At 59.8% G+C, this 17,740-nt stretch carries 13 protein-coding genes and 3 tRNA genes; 5 read left to right on the plus strand and 11 right to left on the minus strand.

The features are described 5' to 3' along the window. Window positions 1–22: 22 nt before the first annotated feature. The 8 genes from GCN74_RS16790 to tig all read right to left on the minus strand — a co-directional run bounded on the left by GCN74_RS16790 (window position 23) and on the right by tig (window position 9,522). Window positions 23–1,948 carry a SurA N-terminal domain-containing protein gene (locus tag GCN74_RS16790; RefSeq protein WP_193317123.1) on the minus strand — a complete coding sequence of 642 codons (1,926 nt, stop codon included), beginning with the start codon at window positions 1,946–1,948 and terminating at the stop codon, window positions 23–25. 442 nt (window positions 1,949–2,390) lie between these two features. After that, window positions 2,391–2,467, minus strand: a tRNA-Asp gene (locus GCN74_RS16795). 17 nt (window positions 2,468–2,484) lie between these two features. Further along, a tRNA-Asp gene (locus GCN74_RS16800) sits at window positions 2,485–2,561 on the minus strand. A 125-nt stretch (window positions 2,562–2,686) separates the two neighbouring features. Next, window positions 2,687–2,959 (minus strand): HU family DNA-binding protein, encoded by a 273-nt coding sequence (locus GCN74_RS16805; RefSeq protein ID WP_010398442.1) that lies wholly within the window; start codon window positions 2,957–2,959, stop codon window positions 2,687–2,689. A gap of 204 nt (window positions 2,960–3,163) precedes the next feature. Further along, on the minus strand, window positions 3,164–5,575 hold the full coding sequence (gene lon, locus GCN74_RS16810) for an endopeptidase La (protein WP_152257742.1): 2,412 nt from the start codon (window positions 5,573–5,575) through the stop codon (window positions 3,164–3,166). 282 nt (window positions 5,576–5,857) lie between these two features. Then, on the minus strand, window positions 5,858–7,117 hold the full coding sequence (gene clpX / locus GCN74_RS16815; protein WP_152257743.1) for an ATP-dependent Clp protease ATP-binding subunit ClpX: 1,260 nt from the start codon (window positions 7,115–7,117) through the stop codon (window positions 5,858–5,860). A gap of 361 nt (window positions 7,118–7,478) precedes the next feature. Further along, a complete protein-coding gene (gene clpP, locus GCN74_RS16820; protein ID WP_374106865.1) occupies window positions 7,479–8,096 on the minus strand; it encodes an ATP-dependent Clp endopeptidase proteolytic subunit ClpP in 618 nt (205 codons plus the stop codon). An 85-nt stretch (window positions 8,097–8,181) separates the two neighbouring features. Continuing rightward, window positions 8,182–9,522: a trigger factor gene (gene tig, locus GCN74_RS16825; protein WP_086145519.1), complete on the minus strand. Its 1,341-nt coding sequence runs from the start codon at window positions 9,520–9,522 to the stop codon at window positions 8,182–8,184. A gap of 600 nt (window positions 9,523–10,122) precedes the next feature. Between tig and GCN74_RS28765 the strand changes: the two genes are divergently transcribed. From GCN74_RS28765 to GCN74_RS16835, 3 genes are all read left to right on the plus strand, one after another. Next, a complete protein-coding gene (locus GCN74_RS28765) occupies window positions 10,123–10,290 on the plus strand; it encodes a hypothetical protein (RefSeq protein WP_193317124.1) in 168 nt (55 codons plus the stop codon). Window positions 10,291–10,419: 129 nt separating this feature from the next. Then, a complete protein-coding gene (locus tag GCN74_RS16830) occupies window positions 10,420–10,773 on the plus strand; it encodes a hypothetical protein (RefSeq protein ID WP_152257744.1) in 354 nt (117 codons plus the stop codon). A 33-nt stretch (window positions 10,774–10,806) separates the two neighbouring features. Further along, complete coding sequence (locus GCN74_RS16835) at window positions 10,807–11,094, plus strand: hypothetical protein (RefSeq protein WP_152257745.1); 288 nt, start codon at window positions 10,807–10,809, stop codon at window positions 11,092–11,094. A 61-nt stretch (window positions 11,095–11,155) separates the two neighbouring features. Here the strand turns inward: GCN74_RS16835 and GCN74_RS16840 are convergent. From GCN74_RS16840 to GCN74_RS16850, 3 genes are all read right to left on the minus strand, one after another. After that, window positions 11,156–11,238 (minus strand) — tRNA-Leu (locus GCN74_RS16840). Window positions 11,239–11,423: 185 nt separating this feature from the next. Further along, on the minus strand, window positions 11,424–14,522 hold the full coding sequence (locus GCN74_RS16845) for an efflux RND transporter permease subunit (RefSeq protein WP_152257746.1): 3,099 nt from the start codon (window positions 14,520–14,522) through the stop codon (window positions 11,424–11,426). Next, window positions 14,519–15,682, minus strand: coding sequence for an efflux RND transporter periplasmic adaptor subunit (locus GCN74_RS16850; RefSeq protein ID WP_152257747.1), 1,164 nt, complete (start codon window positions 15,680–15,682; stop codon window positions 14,519–14,521). The genes GCN74_RS16845 and GCN74_RS16850 overlap by 4 nt, the downstream gene beginning before the upstream one ends. Before the next feature lie 289 nt (window positions 15,683–15,971). Here GCN74_RS16850 and hpnC point away from each other — a divergent pair, with 289 nt between their 5' ends. Then, window positions 15,972–16,853, plus strand: coding sequence for a squalene synthase HpnC (hpnC, locus tag GCN74_RS16855; protein WP_152257748.1), 882 nt, complete (start codon window positions 15,972–15,974; stop codon window positions 16,851–16,853). A gap of 46 nt (window positions 16,854–16,899) precedes the next feature. Next, entirely contained in the window at window positions 16,900–17,733 is an 834-nt protein-coding gene (gene hpnD, locus GCN74_RS16860) for a presqualene diphosphate synthase HpnD (RefSeq protein WP_152257787.1), read from the plus strand. The last annotated feature ends 7 nt before the right edge of the window (window positions 17,734–17,740 follow it).

A 17,740-nucleotide genomic window follows, 5' to 3' on the forward strand; every position in this document is an offset into this window, starting at 1 on the left:
TTTTATGTGTGGAAACTACATCTTACGGCGCTTCCGGCGCTGCGGCGGCTGGGGCGGTGAGCGGTTTGACGATCTTCACCTTGGCCTTGGCTTTCAGGTACTCGACGTAATCGAACATTTCCTGTTGTGCCAGGATGCCGCCGATCTGGTCTTTCTCCTGCTGGCGGCGCGCTGCATCGACCTGCTCCGGCTGCTGCACCTTGCCGATGCGGTAGATGCCGTAGCCCAGGGCTGGCAGGTCCACGCCCACATAGGCTGGCAGCTTGCTCGTGTCCGCTTTCATGACTTGCGCGATGGCGGCGCGGTTGATGCCGTCCAGCTTGCTGCGCGACACCCATTGCGCTGCGCCGAAACCGGTGGCATCGCCCGAGGCCTTCAAGGCGGCCAGCTTGGTCTCGCCCGCTTTCTTGGCCAGCTTTTCCGCTTCTTCCAGGGTCACGCGCTGACGGATCATCGCTTCGACTTCCGCCAGCGGACGCTTCGAGGCAGGCTTGAATTCCACCACGCGGCCGGCGATCAGCACGTTAGGCGCCACGGTCACGGCTTCCGTGTTGCGCTTGTCCTTCAGCGAATCGTTCGAGAAGATGGCGCTCAGGAACTTGGCATTGTTGAACGGCGCCTTGCCCAGTGCCGGCGACGGCGTGCGCGACAGGTTGGCAACGGTTTCCACTTTCAGCTTCAGCTTGTCGGCCACCGGCTTCAGGCTATCGGACTGGTCATAGACGGTCTCAGTAAAGACCGTGGCCATTTCCGAGTATTTCTTGGCAGCAAATTGCTTGCGCAGGTCGGCCGTGATTTCGCCGCGGACTTCGTCCAGCGCACGCACGTGCTGCGGCTTGAGCGAGGTGACGGTCAGGATGTGGTAGCCGAAATCGGAAGCGACGACATCGCTGATTTCGCCTTGCTTGAGCTTGCTGACAGCGCTCAGCAGCGGTGCTGGCAAGCCATCCTTGCCGATCACGCCCAGGTCGCCGCCCTGTTCGGCGGACGCCGGGTCTTCCGACTTGGCCTTGGCCACGGCGGCAAAGCTGGCAGGCGCCTTGCGCACGTCAGCCAGGATGGCTTCAGCCTTGGCCTTGGCAGCTGCCTTGTCGGCGGCCGATGCATCTTTCTTGACGGCTACCAGAATGTGGCTGGCCTGGCGCGCTTCTTCCGTCGTGTAGGCTTTCTGGTTCTTCGCGTAGTAGCCGGTCACGTCGGCGTCGGTGACGTCGACTTGCTCGCCGGCAGCGCTGTCGTCCAGCACGACGTATTCGATCTTCGCTTGTTCCGGGATTTCAAAGAACTTGCCGTTCTTGTCATAGAAAGCCTTGATCATGGCGTCCGTCACTTTGACTTCCGGCACGTACTGGGCGATCGGCAACAACAGTTCCTGCACTTCACGCTCTTCCGAGGTGATGTCGGACAGGCGCTTCGATACGGTGTTTGGCGCGAAGGCGGTGCCTTGCACGGCGCCAGCCAGTTGCTGCAGGGCCAGGTCGCTGCGGCGGCGCGCATCGTACATCTGCGGCGTCATGCCTTGGGCTGCCAGCATGGCCTTGTAGCGTTCCAGGTCGAATTTACCGTCCGGCAAGGTCAAGCCGGGGATGTCCAGCACTTCCTTCTGCAGCACGGCATCGCTGATGACCAGGCGGCTGCGGCCCACTTCGGCGGCCACGGCGCGCTCGGCGATCAGGTTGTCGAGGATGCTCTGGCGCGCTTCCGGCGTGTCGAACATTTTCTGGTCGAACTGCTCGCCCATCATCTGGCGGTAGCGGTCGATCTGCTGGCGTTGCGCTTCTTCATATTGCTGCTGCGTGACCACCTGGTCGCCGACCTTGGCGATGGTGTTCGCGCCGTCGCCGAAGCTTTGGTAGCCGCTGATACCGACCAGTGCAAAAGACGGGACGATGACCAGCATCAAAAGAAACTGCATCAAGCGTCGATGGGTACGAATAAATTCAAACATGGTCAGCCAATTCGGGATGAGTGGATCACTATAAAAAAAGGCGAACATGCGTTCGCCTTGATTTCTTCGGCGGAATGGACGGGACAGATGTCCACTTCCCCTTTAGATTCAACAACTTGGCGCTGGAACTAAAGCAGGATTCTGACGCCCAAGCCATTATCTCCTGATTCTACAATGCCCATAGCGCTATAGCAAGAGTAAATCAGGGCGCGCGCCCTGCCCCGGCACCGCATGCTGCGCCGCAAAACGCCGGGCGCTGTGCACGGCGGAGCGGGCGCCAGCCTGGGCATTAAACACGGCAAAGCTTAAAGGGGATTTAAATGCCGGCGCCGGCCATTTAAAAACGGCAGGCGGGAAATTGCAAATGAAGGGGCGCAAAGATAATCGGGCGCATAAAAGAAAAACCCGCGCTGCTTATTCAGCAGCGCGGGTTTCCAAATTCTGGCGGAGCGGACGGGACTCGAACCCGCGACCCCCGACGTGACAGGCCGGTATTCTAACCAACTGAACTACCACTCCTTGAGAGCGTATTTTTTTGGCGGAGCGGACGGGACTCGAACCCGCGACCTCCGACGTGACAGGCCGGCATTCTAACCAACTGAACTACCACTCCGAAAAATACACAGTACTACTTGCACTTGCATCCAGGATCGTCGTTCGAGGAACTTCGATCCTGAAATCGCGGCACCCGGAGGCGCCGCCAAATGTTTCCGGTGATTGTCACCTCACCGAAGTCCGTTAGTTTACAGCATCCTTCAAAGCTTTACCAGCTTTAAATTTTGGAACTTTTGCAGCTTCGATCGTGATCGCTTCTTTGGTACGCGGATTGCGGCCGGTACGCTCAGCGCGTTCGCTGACCGAGAAAGTGCCAAAACCAACCAGCGTCACGCTGTCGTTGTTTTTCAAAGTTTCCGTCACGCCGCCGATAACAGCGTCGAGTGCGCGCGCAGCGGCGGCTTTGGAAATGTCAGCTTTTTCAGCAATGTGGTCGATCAATTCAGTCTTGTTCACTAGCATCCCCAATTACAAAGGTATAAAACGTTTACCGTATCGTTGCGGCACTTTTGGCACCACAGCTGTCCGGCGAAAAAAATGTGCAGGCGTATTAAACAAGCCACACTGTATATGTGTCAAGCGCTTTGGGGGCGCAATTCACGTTTCAATATAAAACAAGCGCTCTAAAAGCGCTTGTTTGGGGAAAACAGGGGTAAAACGTTAGTGTTTTACTACCTCGCCGGCCGCGTCGGGCTTCGCCGCGGCGGCCGTGACAGCCTCCACTGCAGCGACTTCCGCCAACGGTTCAGGCATGCGCTCGAGGGCGATTTCCAGCACTTTGTCGATCCAGCGCACGGGCACGATCTCCAGTTTGTTCTTGACGTTGTCCGGAATTTCGGCCAGGTCCTTCACATTTTGCTCTGGAATCAAGACCGTCTTGATGCCGCCGCGATGGGCCGCCAGCAGCTTTTCTTTCAGGCCGCCAATCGGCAACACTTCGCCGCGCAAGGTGATCTCGCCCGTCATCGCCACGTCGGCGCGCACGGGAATGCCCGTGAAGACCGAAACCATGGCCACCGTCATGGCCGCGCCAGCCGAAGGGCCGTCCTTCGGTGTCGCGCCTTCCGGCACGTGGATGTGGATGTCGCTCTTCTCGAACACGTCCGCCTTGATGCCCAGGCGCTGGGCCCGGCTGCGCACCACCGTGCGGGCTGCCTCGATCGACTCTTTCATGACGTCGCCCAGGGTACCCGTGCGGATGACGCCGCCCTTGCCCGGCATCGACACGGCTTCGATGGTCAGCAGATCGCCGCCCACTTCCGTCCATGCCAGACCGACCACCTGCCCCACCTGGTTTTCTTTCTCTGCGACACCGAAATCGTAGCGGCGCACGCCAAGGAATTTGTCCAGGTTCTTCGAGTTGACGATGACTTTCTTGTCGGATTTCTTCAGCAGCAGCATCTTGACCACCTTGCGGCAGATCTTCGACACTTCCCGCTCGAGCGAACGCACACCGGCTTCCCGCGTGTAATAGCGGATGATGTCGCGCAGGGCCGACTCGGCCACGGAGATTTCCTCTTCCTTCAAGCCATTGTTCTTGATCTGCTTCGGCAGCAGGTAGCGCTGCGCGATGCTGGTCTTTTCGTCTTCCGTGTAACCGGACAGGCGGATCACTTCCATGCGGTCAAGCAAGGCTGGCGGAATGTTGTACGAGTTCGACGTGGCCACGAACATCACGTCGGACAAGTCGAAATCGACTTCGATGTAATGGTCGGAGAACGTGTGGTTCTGTTCCGGATCGAGCACTTCCAGCAGGGCCGACGACGGATCGCCACGGAAATCGGCGCCCATCTTGTCGACTTCGTCGAGCAGGAACAAAGGATTGCGCACGCCGACTTTCGACAGCGATTGCAGGATCTTGCCCGGCATCGAGCCGATGTAGGTGCGGCGGTGGCCGCGGATCTCGGCTTCGTCGCGCACGCCGCCCAGGGCCATGCGCACGAACTTGCGGTTCGTCGCGCGGGCGATGGACTGGCCCAGCGAGGTCTTGCCCACGCCCGGAGGACCGACGAAGCACAGGATAGGCGCTTTCAGCTTGTCGACGCGCTGTTGCACCGCGAGGTACTCCAGGATGCGTTCCTTGACCTTGTCGAGGCCGTAGTGGTCGCCCTCGAGCACCTTTTCCGCATTCGACAGGTCGTTATTGACCTTGGATTTCTTTTTCCAAGGCAAATTAACGAGGGTGTCGATGTAGTTGCGCACGACGGTGGCTTCGGCCGACATCGGCGACATCAGCTTGAGTTTTTTCAGCTCGTTGGTAGCCTTGTCGAGCGCTTCCTTCGGCATCTTGGCGGAAGCGACTTTTTTCTCCAGCTCGTCGAGGTCGGCACCATCTTCGCCCTCGCCCAGTTCTTTCTGGATCGCCTTGACCTGCTCGTTCAGGTAGTACTCGCGCTGCGATTTTTCCATCTGGCGCTTGACGCGGCCGCGGATGCGCTTTTCCACCTGCAGGATGTCGAGCTCGCCTTCGAGCTGGCCCAGCAGGTGCTCGAGGCGCTTGGCCACGCTGAAAATTTCCAGGATGACCTGCTTTTGCTCAAGTTTGAGCGGCAGGTGCGCGGCCACCGTGTCGGCCAGGCGGCCGGCATCGTCGATGCCCGACAGCGATGCCAGGATTTCCGGTGGAATCTTTTTGTTCAGTTTGACGTACTGGTCGAACTGCTGCACGATCGCGCGGCGCATGGCTTCGACTTCCGACTCGTCGCCCGGCTCGGACTCGAGCGGCGTCAGGTCGGCGATGAAGTGCGTCGGCGCATCGCTGATGTGGTTGATGCGGGCACGCTGCGCGCCTTCGACCAGCACCTTGACGGTGCCATCGGGCAGCTTCAGCATTTGCAGAATATTGGCGACGCAGCCAATTTCATAGATATCCGAAGGCGAAGGTTCGTCCTTCGCGGCTGCTTTTTGAGCGGCAAGCATGATGCTCTTGCCCTGCTCCATCGCAGCTTCCAGCGCCTTGATCGACTTTGGACGGCCAACGAACAGCGGTATCACCATATGCGGGAAAACGACGACATCCCGCAACGGCAATAACGGCAGTTGAGTTTGCTCAGTTAATTTGGAAGTTGTCATGGCGTACCTTATAGAAAGCGTGTTTACGATGTTGGCGCTCGCTGCCAAAACACAAGACCGGCGAGAATAAATAATTCTGTGAAACAAACATGAAGTCTATTTCGCAAAACACACCCGCATGACTGTAACAAATGCAGTTTTAACAGTAAAAAAGCCACGCGCAGCTAAGCGCCGCGAGTGGCTTTACGATTGAAGCCTGCACTCATTGATTTAAATTGTACTGCCATGCTTTAAGGAATCAAAACCCTTTTTATGCATTTGTCTCGGCAGTTTTCAATTTTCTCAGGAGGCTTTGGCAGTCTCTTGATAAATCAACAAAGGTTTGGCACCGCTGGTGATGGTATTTTCGTCGATGACGACTTTCACCACATTTTGTTCGCTCGGCAGTTCGTACATGACGTCCAGCAAAGCATGTTCCAGGATGGAACGCAGGCCACGGGCACCGGTCTTGCGCGCCAGCGCCTTCTTGGCGATCGCATGCAGGGCGGCCGGACGAATCTCCAGTTCCGCGCCTTCCATCTCGAGCAGCTTCGAATACTGCTTGATCAGCGCATTCTTCGGCTCGACGAGGATCTGGATCAGCGCCTCTTCCGTCAATTCCGCCAGGGTGGCGATGACGGGCAGACGGCCCACCAGTTCCGGGATCAGGCCGAACTTGACCAGGTCTTCCGGTTCCGCTTGCAGCATCAGTTCGCTGGCCGAGCTTTGCGACTTGCTGCGCACCGTGGCCGAGAAGCCGATGCCGCTCTTTTCGGAGCGGTTGGCGATCACTTTCGACAGGCCGTCAAAGGCGCCGCCGCAGATGAACATGATGTTGGTCGTGTCGATCTGCACGAAGTCCTGGTTAGGATGCTTGCGGCCGCCTTGTGGCGGGACGGAAGCCATCGTGCCTTCGATGAGTTTCAGCAAGGCTTGCTGCACGCCCTCGCCCGACACGTCGCGCGTGATGGACGGATTGTCGGACTTGCGCGAAATCTTGTCGATTTCATCGATGTAGACGATGCCGCGCTGGGCTTTCTCGACGTCGTAGTTGCAGCTTTGCAGCAGCTTCTGGATGATGTTTTCCACGTCTTCACCCACGTAACCGGCTTCGGTCAGGGTGGTGGCATCGGCGATCACGAACGGCACGTTGAGCATGCGCGCCAGAGTCTGTGCCAGCAGGGTCTTGCCCGAGCCGGTAGGACCGACCAGCAAGATGTTGCTCTTGGCCAGTTCGATGTCGTCTTTCTTGCCCAGGTGCTTGAGGCGCTTGTAATGGTTGTACACCGCCACCGACAGGATGCGCTTGGCAGTCTGCTGGCCGATCACGTACTGATCGAGCAAGGCGGCAATTTCTTGCGGCGTCGGCAGGTCGGATTTGGTCCCGGTCACCGTCTCGATGCTCGACGTTTCATCACGGATGATGTCGTTGCACAGGTCGATGCACTCGTCGCAAATGAACACGGACGGGCCGGCGATGAGTTTCTTCACCTCGTGCTGGCTTTTGCCGCAGAACGAGCAATACAGTAATTTTTCGCCGCTAGAGGATTTTTTGTCTGACATAAGGCATTTTGGTTGGAACTGCATTAACAATATTGCAAAATCGCAAGCCGGAGTGCGGAAGTTGCCCGCAAAGGCAGCTACCCATGGGGCAAGTCAACAACGTGCACAAGCTCCATGCTACCCGAAATAAAAGCGAAACGCCCGAACGTTTGATCGCCCGGGCGTTTACTTACGAACGTGGAGCCTATCCCGGTAGATGAATGCATCAGTATCAGGCAGCCCCTCAGAAGCGGGGACGGCGTTGCTCGTCGTAGCATGGATTACCATGCGTCCTCCTCGCGCCTTGTCCGCACTCCTGAGGAGCGACCTGCTACAGACGCTCCCTACCAAGATAGGCTCCTGCAATACCGGTAGGGGCTCATCAAGCGCGGCTGGTCAACACTTTGTCGATCAAACCATACTCAACGGCCTCGTCGGCGGACATGAAACGGTCGCGGTCGGTGTCCTTGGCGATCTGTTCGATCGACTGGCCCGTGCGCTCGGCCATGATGCCGTTCAAGCGGGTGCGCAGGTAAAGGATTTCCTTCGCCTGGATCTCGATGTCGGACGCCATGCCTTGCGAACCACCGGACGGCTGGTGAATCATGATGCGCGAGTTCGGCAGCGAGAAACGCTTGCCCTTGGCGCCGGCGGCCAGCAGGAAAGCGCCCATCGAAGCAGCCATGCCCGTGCACAGGGTCGAGACGTCCGGCTTGATGAACTGCATGGTGTCGTAGATGGCCATGCCGGCCGAGACCGAACCACCTGGCGAGTTGATGTAGAGCGAGATTTCCTTTTCCGGATTTTCGCTTTCCAGGAACAGCAGCTGGGCGACAACCAGGTTGGCCATCTGGTCATTGACCGGGCCGACCATGAAAATCAAGCGTTCCTTCAGCAGGCGCGAGTAAATATCATACGAGCGCTCGCCGCGACCGCTTTGTTCCACCACCATCGGCACCAGGCCGAGCATCTCTGTGTCCAGCGCTGGATTACGGTTCATACCTGTCATTTCATTTCCTTGTGAAGCAGTTAGGGGATACCGCCTCGACCTTACGGCAAGAGGCGGCATCCCAATACCAACTGGTTTACGCTTGTGCGTTGCTTCCCATCAATTCGTCGAAAGCAACTGCTTTCGTCGTAACTTTCGACAGGCCCAACACGTAGGTGACGACGTTTTCTTCCAATACAAGGGCTTCGATCTCACCCAGACGACGACGGTCGCTGTAGTAGTACTTCAGCACTTCGCGTGGATCTTCGTAGCTTTGGGCGAAATCTTCGATCTGCGCCTTGACTTGCTCAGGCGTAGCCTGCAGCTTGTTGTCGCCGACCAGTTGCGACAGGATCAGGCCCAGGCGTACGCGACGCTCGGCTTTTTCCGCGAACAGTTCTGCTGGGAAAGGCACGTCCTTGACGTTCATGCCGCGCTGCGCCATGTCCTGGCGGGTCATTTCGGCCAGACGCTCGGAATCCTGAGCGATCAGCGTTTTTGGCACTTCCAGTTCAGCAACTTTAATCAGCGCGTCCATGACGGCTTCCTTGTTGCGTGCTTTCACGCGGCCAGCGACTTCGCGTTGCAGGTTGACTTTGATGTCTTCGCGCATTTTGGCCAGGTCGCCATCGGCAACGCCCAGCGATTTGGCGAATTCGGCATCGACTTCCGGCAGGTGCGCCCATTCCAGCTTTTGCAGGGTGATGGTGAACGAAGCGGTTTTGCCGGCCACGTCCTTGCCATGGTAGTCCTCAGGGAACGACAATGGGAAAGTCTTCGACTCGCCCACTTTCAGGCCCAGGGTCGCTGCTTCGAATTCTGGCAGCATGCGGCCTTCGCCCAGCACGAAAGCGTAGCCTTCAGCTTTGCCGCCTGGGAATTCAACGCCGTCGATCGAGCCGACGAAGTCGACGGTCACGCGGTCGCCGTTGGCAGCGATAGCCTCACCGCCGTCGCCGTGTTCGCCAGCTTCGCCCTTGGTGTGGAAGTGCACGCGCTGCTTGCGCAGGATATCGATGGTCTTGTCGATTTCGGCTTCCGACACGTCGGCTTGCACGGTTTCGATTTCAACGGCCGTCAGGTCGCCGATGGCGACTTCCGGATACACTTCGAATGTTGCGTCGAAAGCCAGCTGGCCTTCGGCTGCTTCTTCTTTCGGCACGATGTTCGGGAAACCGGCGACGCGCAGGTTGTTTTCGTTGGCGGCGTCGTTGAAAGCGCGGCCGACTTTGTCGTTCAGCACTTCCGATTCAATTTGGTAGCCGTATTGTGCTGCGACCATTTTCAACGGCACTTTGCCCGGACGGAAGCCCGGTGCCTTGGCCGTACGGGCTTGCACTTTCAGGCGCTTCTCAACTTCCGTGCGGACGTCCGTCAGCGGGAAGGAGATCGTGATACGACGTTCGAGTTTGCCCAAGGTTTCGACTGCAGTTGCCATGTAAAAAATCGTCCAAAAAATAAACACTGTTGGTGCGAGAAAAGAAGACCCGACCCCTTGCGCCATCACTGGCGACAAGACATGGGTCCAGCTTCACTCGCTCGCATATTCATCTGTAAAAGTACGGAAAAACAGGACGATGGACCTGGTCTACCCGGCTGAGGAAAAATCCGCACCAGGCACCAAACAATCCGCCGCTTCCCGTACTGCGACAGGGCTCCGAGCGTCCAGCCATGCTGTTAAGTAAATGCAGGGCCGGCCATCATTCGGTAAAGCGTGGCATTATAACAAAGGACTTCGGGAAAGTGGCTGGCTTTGCAGCCCGGCCACAGAGGATGCCAGCGGCGGCGAATGAATCGCCACAGCCTGGTTGGCCCTGTCTTTACTCTTGCCCCGGCATTCTTTATTTCGCCAGAGACAGGCTTTCCAGCCTGCTTCGTTCATTAGTATATGCGAACTGGCGCTCCGTCCGAAACAAAGAAATGCGCTCAGAGCGAAGATTTCAGGCAAAAAACCTTTGATTTATCTCAATTTGGCCATTTTTCAGGCAAACCTAAGCCATTTCTTCGCCCTCCAAGTGCATTTAATGGAAAAAACATCATGGGCGATAACACACCCGGCAGTTCCAGCAAAGCCAAAGCCAGGCTGAAAATACTCTTCAGCCGTCTGCCCGACGGCATCACCGGTGGCGATCTGCAAAAAATCCAGGCACAAGTCATTGAGATGGCGTGGCGCATGAGGGGCGACGCCCACCCTGCCCCCGCCTGATCCGGCAAGCGCCCGCGCAAGCAGTGCAGCGTATGCAAGCCATGCAAGCCATGTCGGCATACTGCGCCCCGCCGCCGGACGCGGCAGTGCTGGGCACCGTGGAAACGGCGCTGGCCAGCCACCGCACCTTTGGCGACAGCAACCATATCCGCGAAAATCCGCGACCAGCTGGCCGCGGCCAGCCGGCGGCGCCTGCACAAGCTGGGCGGCACCCCGCCCGAAGCCGAACGGTTGCTCACGCTGCTCGATGGGGCGCCGCCCGCGCGCCAGCGCCAGCTGCTGGGCGACACGGTGCTGCGCCGCGCCATCCAGCACGCCATGCGCCAGCTGCAGCTCGATGACGGCCCCATCGGCCAGCACATGCGCGGCAGCCGCCGCGCCATCGACCGCGCCCGCTACCTGGGCGAACAATTACACACCACGATCTGGCCGGAGCTGGGACCGGCCGGACGGCACATGACACGCTGGCTGCTGGACCTGTAGCAGCGCCAGAGCCGCCAGCTCGCCACCTTCCTCATGCGGCAGCCGCCGCCAGATGGCGAGGCACTGGCAAGGCAGGCGGCACACGAGCTGGCGATGGCGCGGGAAGCGCTGCACATGCTGGACAGGGGATTGCCGCCGCCGACGCATGCGCAGGAGCAGCACTGGCCGCAGGCACGGCAACGCATCCTGCAGGCACTGTGGCCGCTGACGCAAGATGCAACACTGATGGAGAGAGCGGCTTACCCGCAGGCACAGGCGCTGATTGCGCAGATGGTGCAGCAGTCGAGCCGGCAACTGGCCGCACTCGGCGCCCTGGCTTGATGAATAAATACCTTGGAAATATCTTGATGGCGCTGCACCTCCGGGCTGGAACAACCCGGAGTGGTGCGGATGGGGAGACTCGAACTCCCAAGCCGAAGCACTGGCTTCTAAGACCAGCGTGTCTACCAATTCCACCACATCCGCATACTTGTACTACTTTGCGCTGCTTGCCGCAGACTGCAGCCTGCACTCTCCCGATTTTAACAACTCGGGAGCGATCTGGCTACCGTGGACTGATCAAGCAAGCCCGCGCTAAAGCAAAGGCGGCATTCTACTGGATTTCCCAGAGGAATGCCGCCTTTTTTATGCCAGTGGCCTGAAGCGATTACTTAAGCTTCGCCCTTGGTAACCTCCACCGGCTTCTTGACCCGGAACCAGGCCGCATACAGGGCCGGCAGGAACAGCAGGGTCAAGGCTGTCGCCAGGATCAGGCCGCCCATGATGGCCACGGCCATCGGTCCCCAGAACACGGAGCGCGACAATGGAATCATGGCCAGCGCGGCGGCCGCAGCCGTCAGCACGATGGGGCGGCAGCGGCGCACGGCCGAGTCGATGATGGCGTCCCACGGGGCCGAGCCATCCCGGATGTCTTGCTCGATCTGGTCGACGAGGATCACCGAGTTGCGGATGATCATGCCGAACAGCGCGATGACGCCCAGGTTGGCCACGAAGCCCAGCGGACGGTGCAGCAGCAGCAAGGCAAACGCGGCGCCCGCCACGCCCAGCGGTCCCGTCAGGAACACCAGCAGGGAGCGCGAGAAACTGTGCAGCTGCAGCATCAGCAGGGTGAAGATGATGAAGATGGCCAGCGGCAAGTTGGCCGCAATCGACGCTTCCGCCTCGCCGCTGTCGGCCGCCACGCCCTTCACCGTGATGCGATAGCCGTCCGGCAACCTGGCCCGCAAAGCATCGAGCTGCGGCGCCAGCTGCGTCGACACCGTCGCGCCCTGGATGCCGTCGACCACGTCCGACTGCACGGTAATGGCCCATTCGCGGCGGTCGCGCCAGACCACGCCCGGCTCCCACACGAAATGCACGCGGGCCAGCTGCGAGATGGGCACGGACTTGCCCGTTGCCGTCGGAATATTCGTGTCATTGAGCACGGAAATCGTCGCCCGCTCCTCCAGCGGCTGGCGCACCTGGATATCGATCAGCTTGTTATCTTCGCGGAACTGGCCGATGACGGTGCCCGTGAGGATGGTATTGGCCGCCTGCATCACCGTTTTCGACGTGACGCCCAGCGCGCGCATCTTGTCCTGGTCCAGGTCCAGACGCAGCACCTTCACCGATTCATTCCAGTTGTCATTGACGCCCAGGGTGTTCGGGTTGGCGCGCATGATGTCCTTGACCTGGTCGGCAATGGCCCGCACGCCAGCCACTTCCGGCCCCGTGACGCGGAATTGCACGGGATACGGCACCGGCGGTCCGTTCGGCAACAGCTTTACGCGGCCCCGCACTTCCGGGAAATCCTTCTTGAAGACGTCGACGATTTGCTGGCGCAAGCGTTCGCGGTCGGCCAGGCTCTTCGGCAACACCACCACTTGCGACACGTTGGTCTGCGGGAAGATCTGGTCCAGCGGCAAGTAGAAACGGGGGCTGCCCGTGCCCACGTAACTGGTGATGCTTTCCACACCGTCGAGCTTGCCGACAAAGGCTTCAAATTTCTTGACCTGCTTTTCATTCGCGGCAAAGGTCGTGCCTTCGGGCGACCACAGTTCCACCATCAGTTCCGGACGGCTGGAATCGGGGAAGAATTGCTTTTCGATAAAGTTGAATCCATAAATGCCCAGCGCAAAGATGGCCAGGGTGGCGGCGATCGTCGTCTTGCGCCATTCCACGCACCAGGTGACGGCGCGGCGGAAGCGGCGGAAGTTCGGCGTATCGAACAATTCATGGTCGTTATGCGCGTGCGGCTTGACCTTCAGCAAGACATAGCCGATATACGGCGTGAAGACGACGGCCACCACCCAGGAAATGATCAGGGCCAGCGCATTGACGGAGAACAAGGAGAACGTGTATTCGCCGGCGGCCGACTTGGCCAGGCCGATGGGCAAGAAGCCCGCCACCGTGATCAGGGTGCCCGTCAGCATGGGCATGGCCGTCGACGTGTAGGCGAACGTGGCCGCGTCGAAGCGGGACATGCCCTCTTCCATCTTGCGCACCATCATCTCGACGGCAATGATGGCGTCATCGACCAGCAAGCCCAGCGCGATGATCAGGGCGCCCAGCGAAATCTTGTGCAAGTCGATGTCGAGCAGGCGCATGAACAGGAAGGTGACGGCCAGCACCAAAGGAATCGTCAGCGCCACCACCAGGCCCGGCCGCACGTCGATGCGCAGCGGTTTCGTGTGCAAGCCCAGCGCGACGAAGCTGACGGCCAGCACGATCAGGATCGCTTCGATCAGGGTATGCACGAACTCGCCCACGGAAGCGGACACGGCTTCCGGCTGGTTCGACACGCGCTGCAGCTCTATGCCCACCGGCAATTCGCTCTTCATGCGGGTCACCGTCGTTTGCAGGGCCTTGCCCATGTCGATGATGTTGCCGCCCTTTTCCATCGACACGCCCAGGCCGATCACTTCCTTGCCGTTGAAGCGCATCTTGTCCTTGGGCGGATCGACGAATTCGCGTTTCACGGTGGCAAAGTCGCCGAGGCGGAACGTGGTGCCGTTGGCGCGCAGCTCCAGGTTTTCCAGGTCCTTGACGGTGACCATGGCGCCCGTCACGCGCACTTGCAGATTGTCCGTCGGCGTCACCAGCACGCCCGTGGCGTTGATGCTGTTTTGCTCGGACAATTGCTGCACGATGGCGTCGAACGGAATGCCCAGCTGGGCGAATTTCTTGTGAGAAAAGATGATATTGATCTTTTCATCTTGCACGCCGAACAGTTCCACCTTCGACACCTGCCCCACGGCCAGCAGCTCCTGGCGCACCTTGTCCGCGTAATCCTTCATTTCCGCGTAGGTAAAACCGTCGCCGGACAGGGCGAAGATGGAGCCATAGGTGTCGCCGAACTCGTCATTGAAGAACGGGCCCACGACGCCGGCCGGCAAGGTGCCCTTGATGTCGCCGATCTTCTTGCGCACCTGGTACCAGGCGGCCGCCGTTTCCTTGGGCGGCGCCGATTCGCGCAGCTCCAGCAAAATCAATGTTTCGCCCGGCTTCGAATAGCTGGTGATTTCATTGATGTAGGGCGTTTCCTGCAGCTTCTTTTCCAGCTTGTCCGTCACCTGCTCGGCCATCTGCAGGGCCGTGGCGCCGGGCCAGTACGCCTGCAGGACCATGGCGCGGAAGGTAAACGGAGGATCTTCATCCTGGCCCAGGCTGGCATAGCTGAGCATGCCGCCAATCAGCAGCACGGCCATCAGGTAGCGCGTCAGCGGGATGTGTTCGAGGGCCCAGCGCGACAGATTGAAGCCGCCCTTCATTTGGCCGCACCCACGCTGACGGCGGCAGCGGCGGCATCCGGCTTGCTGGCCAGTTCGGCGCCGAGGATGGACACTTTCTGCCCAGGCTTGAGCAGGTTGACGCCGGCCGTGACCACCGTCTGCCCCGGTTTCACGCCCGATGTCAGCAGCAACTCATTGCCCGCCACGCCGCCCACCGTCACGGGCACGAGCTTGACGACACCGTTTTCCACCACCCACACGGAGCTTTGCGATTTCTCGTTGAACAGGGCCGTCAGCGGCACCTTGATCTGCGGCGTGGCCGTCTGCGAAGCGAACTGCACCACGGCCGTCATGCCCAGGCGCGCTTGCGGCGCGTCCGGAATGCTGACCTTGGCCAGATAGGTGCGCGTGGCGGCATCGGCCACGGGCGACACTTCGCGGATCTTGCCCGGCAGCGCCTGTTTCGGGTCGGCCCACAGGCGCACCACCACATCCTTGACGCCGCGCAAGGTTTCCACCTTGTCTTCGGGAATGCCGATCACGACTTCCTTTTCGCCGCTCCTGGCCACTTGCACCACGGGCGTGCCGGGCGCCACCACCTGCCCCACTTCCGCCTCGATGCGCGTGACGACGCCATCGACGTCGGCCAGCAGGCTGGCATAGCCGGACTGGTTTGCCTGGCCCCGGTGCAGGGCCTGGGCCGCTTCCACGTTTGCCTGCGCCGCCTTGTAGCTGGCATCCTTGCCATCGAGCACGGCCTGGCTGACGAAATTTTTCTCGCGCAAATCCTGGTAGCGCTTCAATTCGGCGCGCGCCAGGTCGCGGCTCGTTTCCGCGCTGACCAGCGAGGCCTTGGCCTGGGCCTGCGACAGCTGCAGGTCGGCAGGATCGAGCTGCATCAGCACTTGCCCCTTCTTCACGCTGGCGCCCACATCGACCTTGCGCGCCACGATCTTGCCGCCCACGCGGAAACCCAGCTGCGACACGACGCGGGGCACAACCTCGCCCGCCAACTCGGCACTGACGTCGACATTACTACTGGACAACACGATCGCGCGCACGGGGCGCACGTCTTCCACCTTGACGGCGGGCTTGGAACAGGCAGCCACGCTCATCGCCAGGGTGGCGGCGGCAATCAGCCGCAGGGCAGGCAGTGCGGGTGCGCCGGTCTCGCGGCGCAGGGTTTTCAGGGCAAACAAGGTATTTTCCTTTACTATGCGGGCTGTAATATTTTTATGCGGAGAAACTTTTTGCTTGTTCTTTGGGCCAAGCCAAACTTTTTCGCACGCGATATCCTTAAATTTGTGACAATATCAGTTCGGTCATGGCGGGAAGCGATCCCGCCTAATGACTTTCTGGTTATTAATTATAATCGTGCGTAAAAGTTTTTAGTGACTTTTGCGTCATTAATCTTGTGACGTACAACGTCCGGCTATACTCCCGCGTTTCCGGGGTGCCGGACAAACGCAAGACTAGAGAAGTGTGTTCATGCCTGTAGACCATTACGAAAATTTTCCTGTTGCATCATTTTTACTGCCGCGCCGCCTGGTGCCCGCCGTCGAAGCCATCTATGCCTTTGCCCGCAGCGCCGACGACCTGGCCGACGAAGGCGACGCCACGCCGGCCGAACGCCTGGCTGCCCTGCACGCCTATGAAGAGGCGCTGGGCCGCATCGACCGCCACGAAGGCCATGCCGGCGAGCACGCCGCCATGTTCGAGCGCCTGGCCGCCGTCATCGCCAAGCACCAGCTGCCGCTGAAACCGTTCCACGATCTGCTGTCCGCCTTCAAGCAGGATGTGGAGACGACGCGCTACGCCAGCTACGAGGACGTGCTCGATTACTGCGCCCGCTCCGCCAACCCCGTGGGGCTGCTGATGCTGCACCTGTACGGTGCGGCCGATGAACAGAATGTACGCGATTCCGATGCGATATGCTCAGCTTTGCAACTAATTAATTTCCTGCAAGACGTCGCCATCGACCAGCAAAAAGAGCGCATCTACCTGCCGATGGAAGACCTGAGCCGCTTTGCCGTTTCCGCCGCCGCCTTCGAGCGGCCCGAGGCGCACGGCAAGTGGAGCGCCCTGATGCGCTTTGAAGTGGCCCGCACGCGCGCGCTGATGCTGTCCGGCGCGCCGCTGGCCCTGCGTTTGCGGGGCCGCATCGGCTGGGAACTGCGCCTCGTGGTGCAAGGGGGCTTGCGCATCCTGGAAGCCATCGAAGCCGTCAATTACGACGTGTTCCGCCGCCGTCCCAAGCTGGAGAAACGCGACTGGCTGATCATTTTCTGGCGCGCCCTGCGCATGTCGCGCAAAAGCCTGCATCAAGAGACACAAGTAAAAACGGCTTTTCCCCCGTCGCCCACTCTGTAAGACGATAGAATAGCGGCTTCGATCTGCAACCCTTGCTCTTTTGACTATGTCTCCCGACGAATACTGCCAACAAAAGGCCGCCCAGAGCGGCTCCAGCTTCTACTACAGCTTCCTGTTCCTGCCGGCCGAGCGCCGCAAGGCCATCACGGCCCTGTACGCGTTTTGCCGCGAAGTCGATGACACGGTCGACGAATGCACGGACGAAGCCGTGGCACGCACCAAGCTGGTCTGGTGGCGCAAGGAAGTCAAGGCCATGTACGAGGGCAACCCCACGCATCCCGTGATGCGCGCGCTGCAGCCGCACCTGGACATCTACAAACTGGAAGAAAAACATTTGCAGGCCATCATCGACGGCATGGAAATGGACTTGAACCAGACCCGCTACCTCGACTACCAGGCCATGAGCCGCTACTGCTGGCATGTGGCCAGCGTGGTGGGCATCTTGTCGGCCAGCATCTTTGGCGCGACGCGCCCGGAAACCCTGCTGTACGCGGAAAAGCTGGGCCATGCCTTCCAGCTGACCAACATCATCCGCGACGTGGGCGAAGATGCGCGCAAGGGGCGCATTTACCTGCCCATCAGCGAATTGCAGCAATTCAACGTAACGGCGGCCGACCTGCTGAACGCGCGCCACAGCGAAAACTTTGAAAACCTCATGCGCTTCCAGGCGGCGCGCGCGCAGCAGGCATATGACGAAGCGTTCGCGCTGCTGCCGGCGGAAGACCGCCGCGCCCAGCGCCCGGGCCTGATCATGGCTGCCATCTACCGCACCTTGCTCAATGAAGTCGAGCGCGACGGCTATCATGTGCTGAAACAGCGCATCTCGCTCACGCCGATCCGCAAACTGTGGCTGGCCTGGAAGACCTGGGTTCGTGGCTGAGAGTAAG

It is taken from the genome of Janthinobacterium sp. FT14W (assembly GCF_009208755.1).
Lineage (GTDB): Bacteria > Pseudomonadota > Gammaproteobacteria > Burkholderiales > Burkholderiaceae_D > Janthinobacterium > Janthinobacterium violaceinigrum.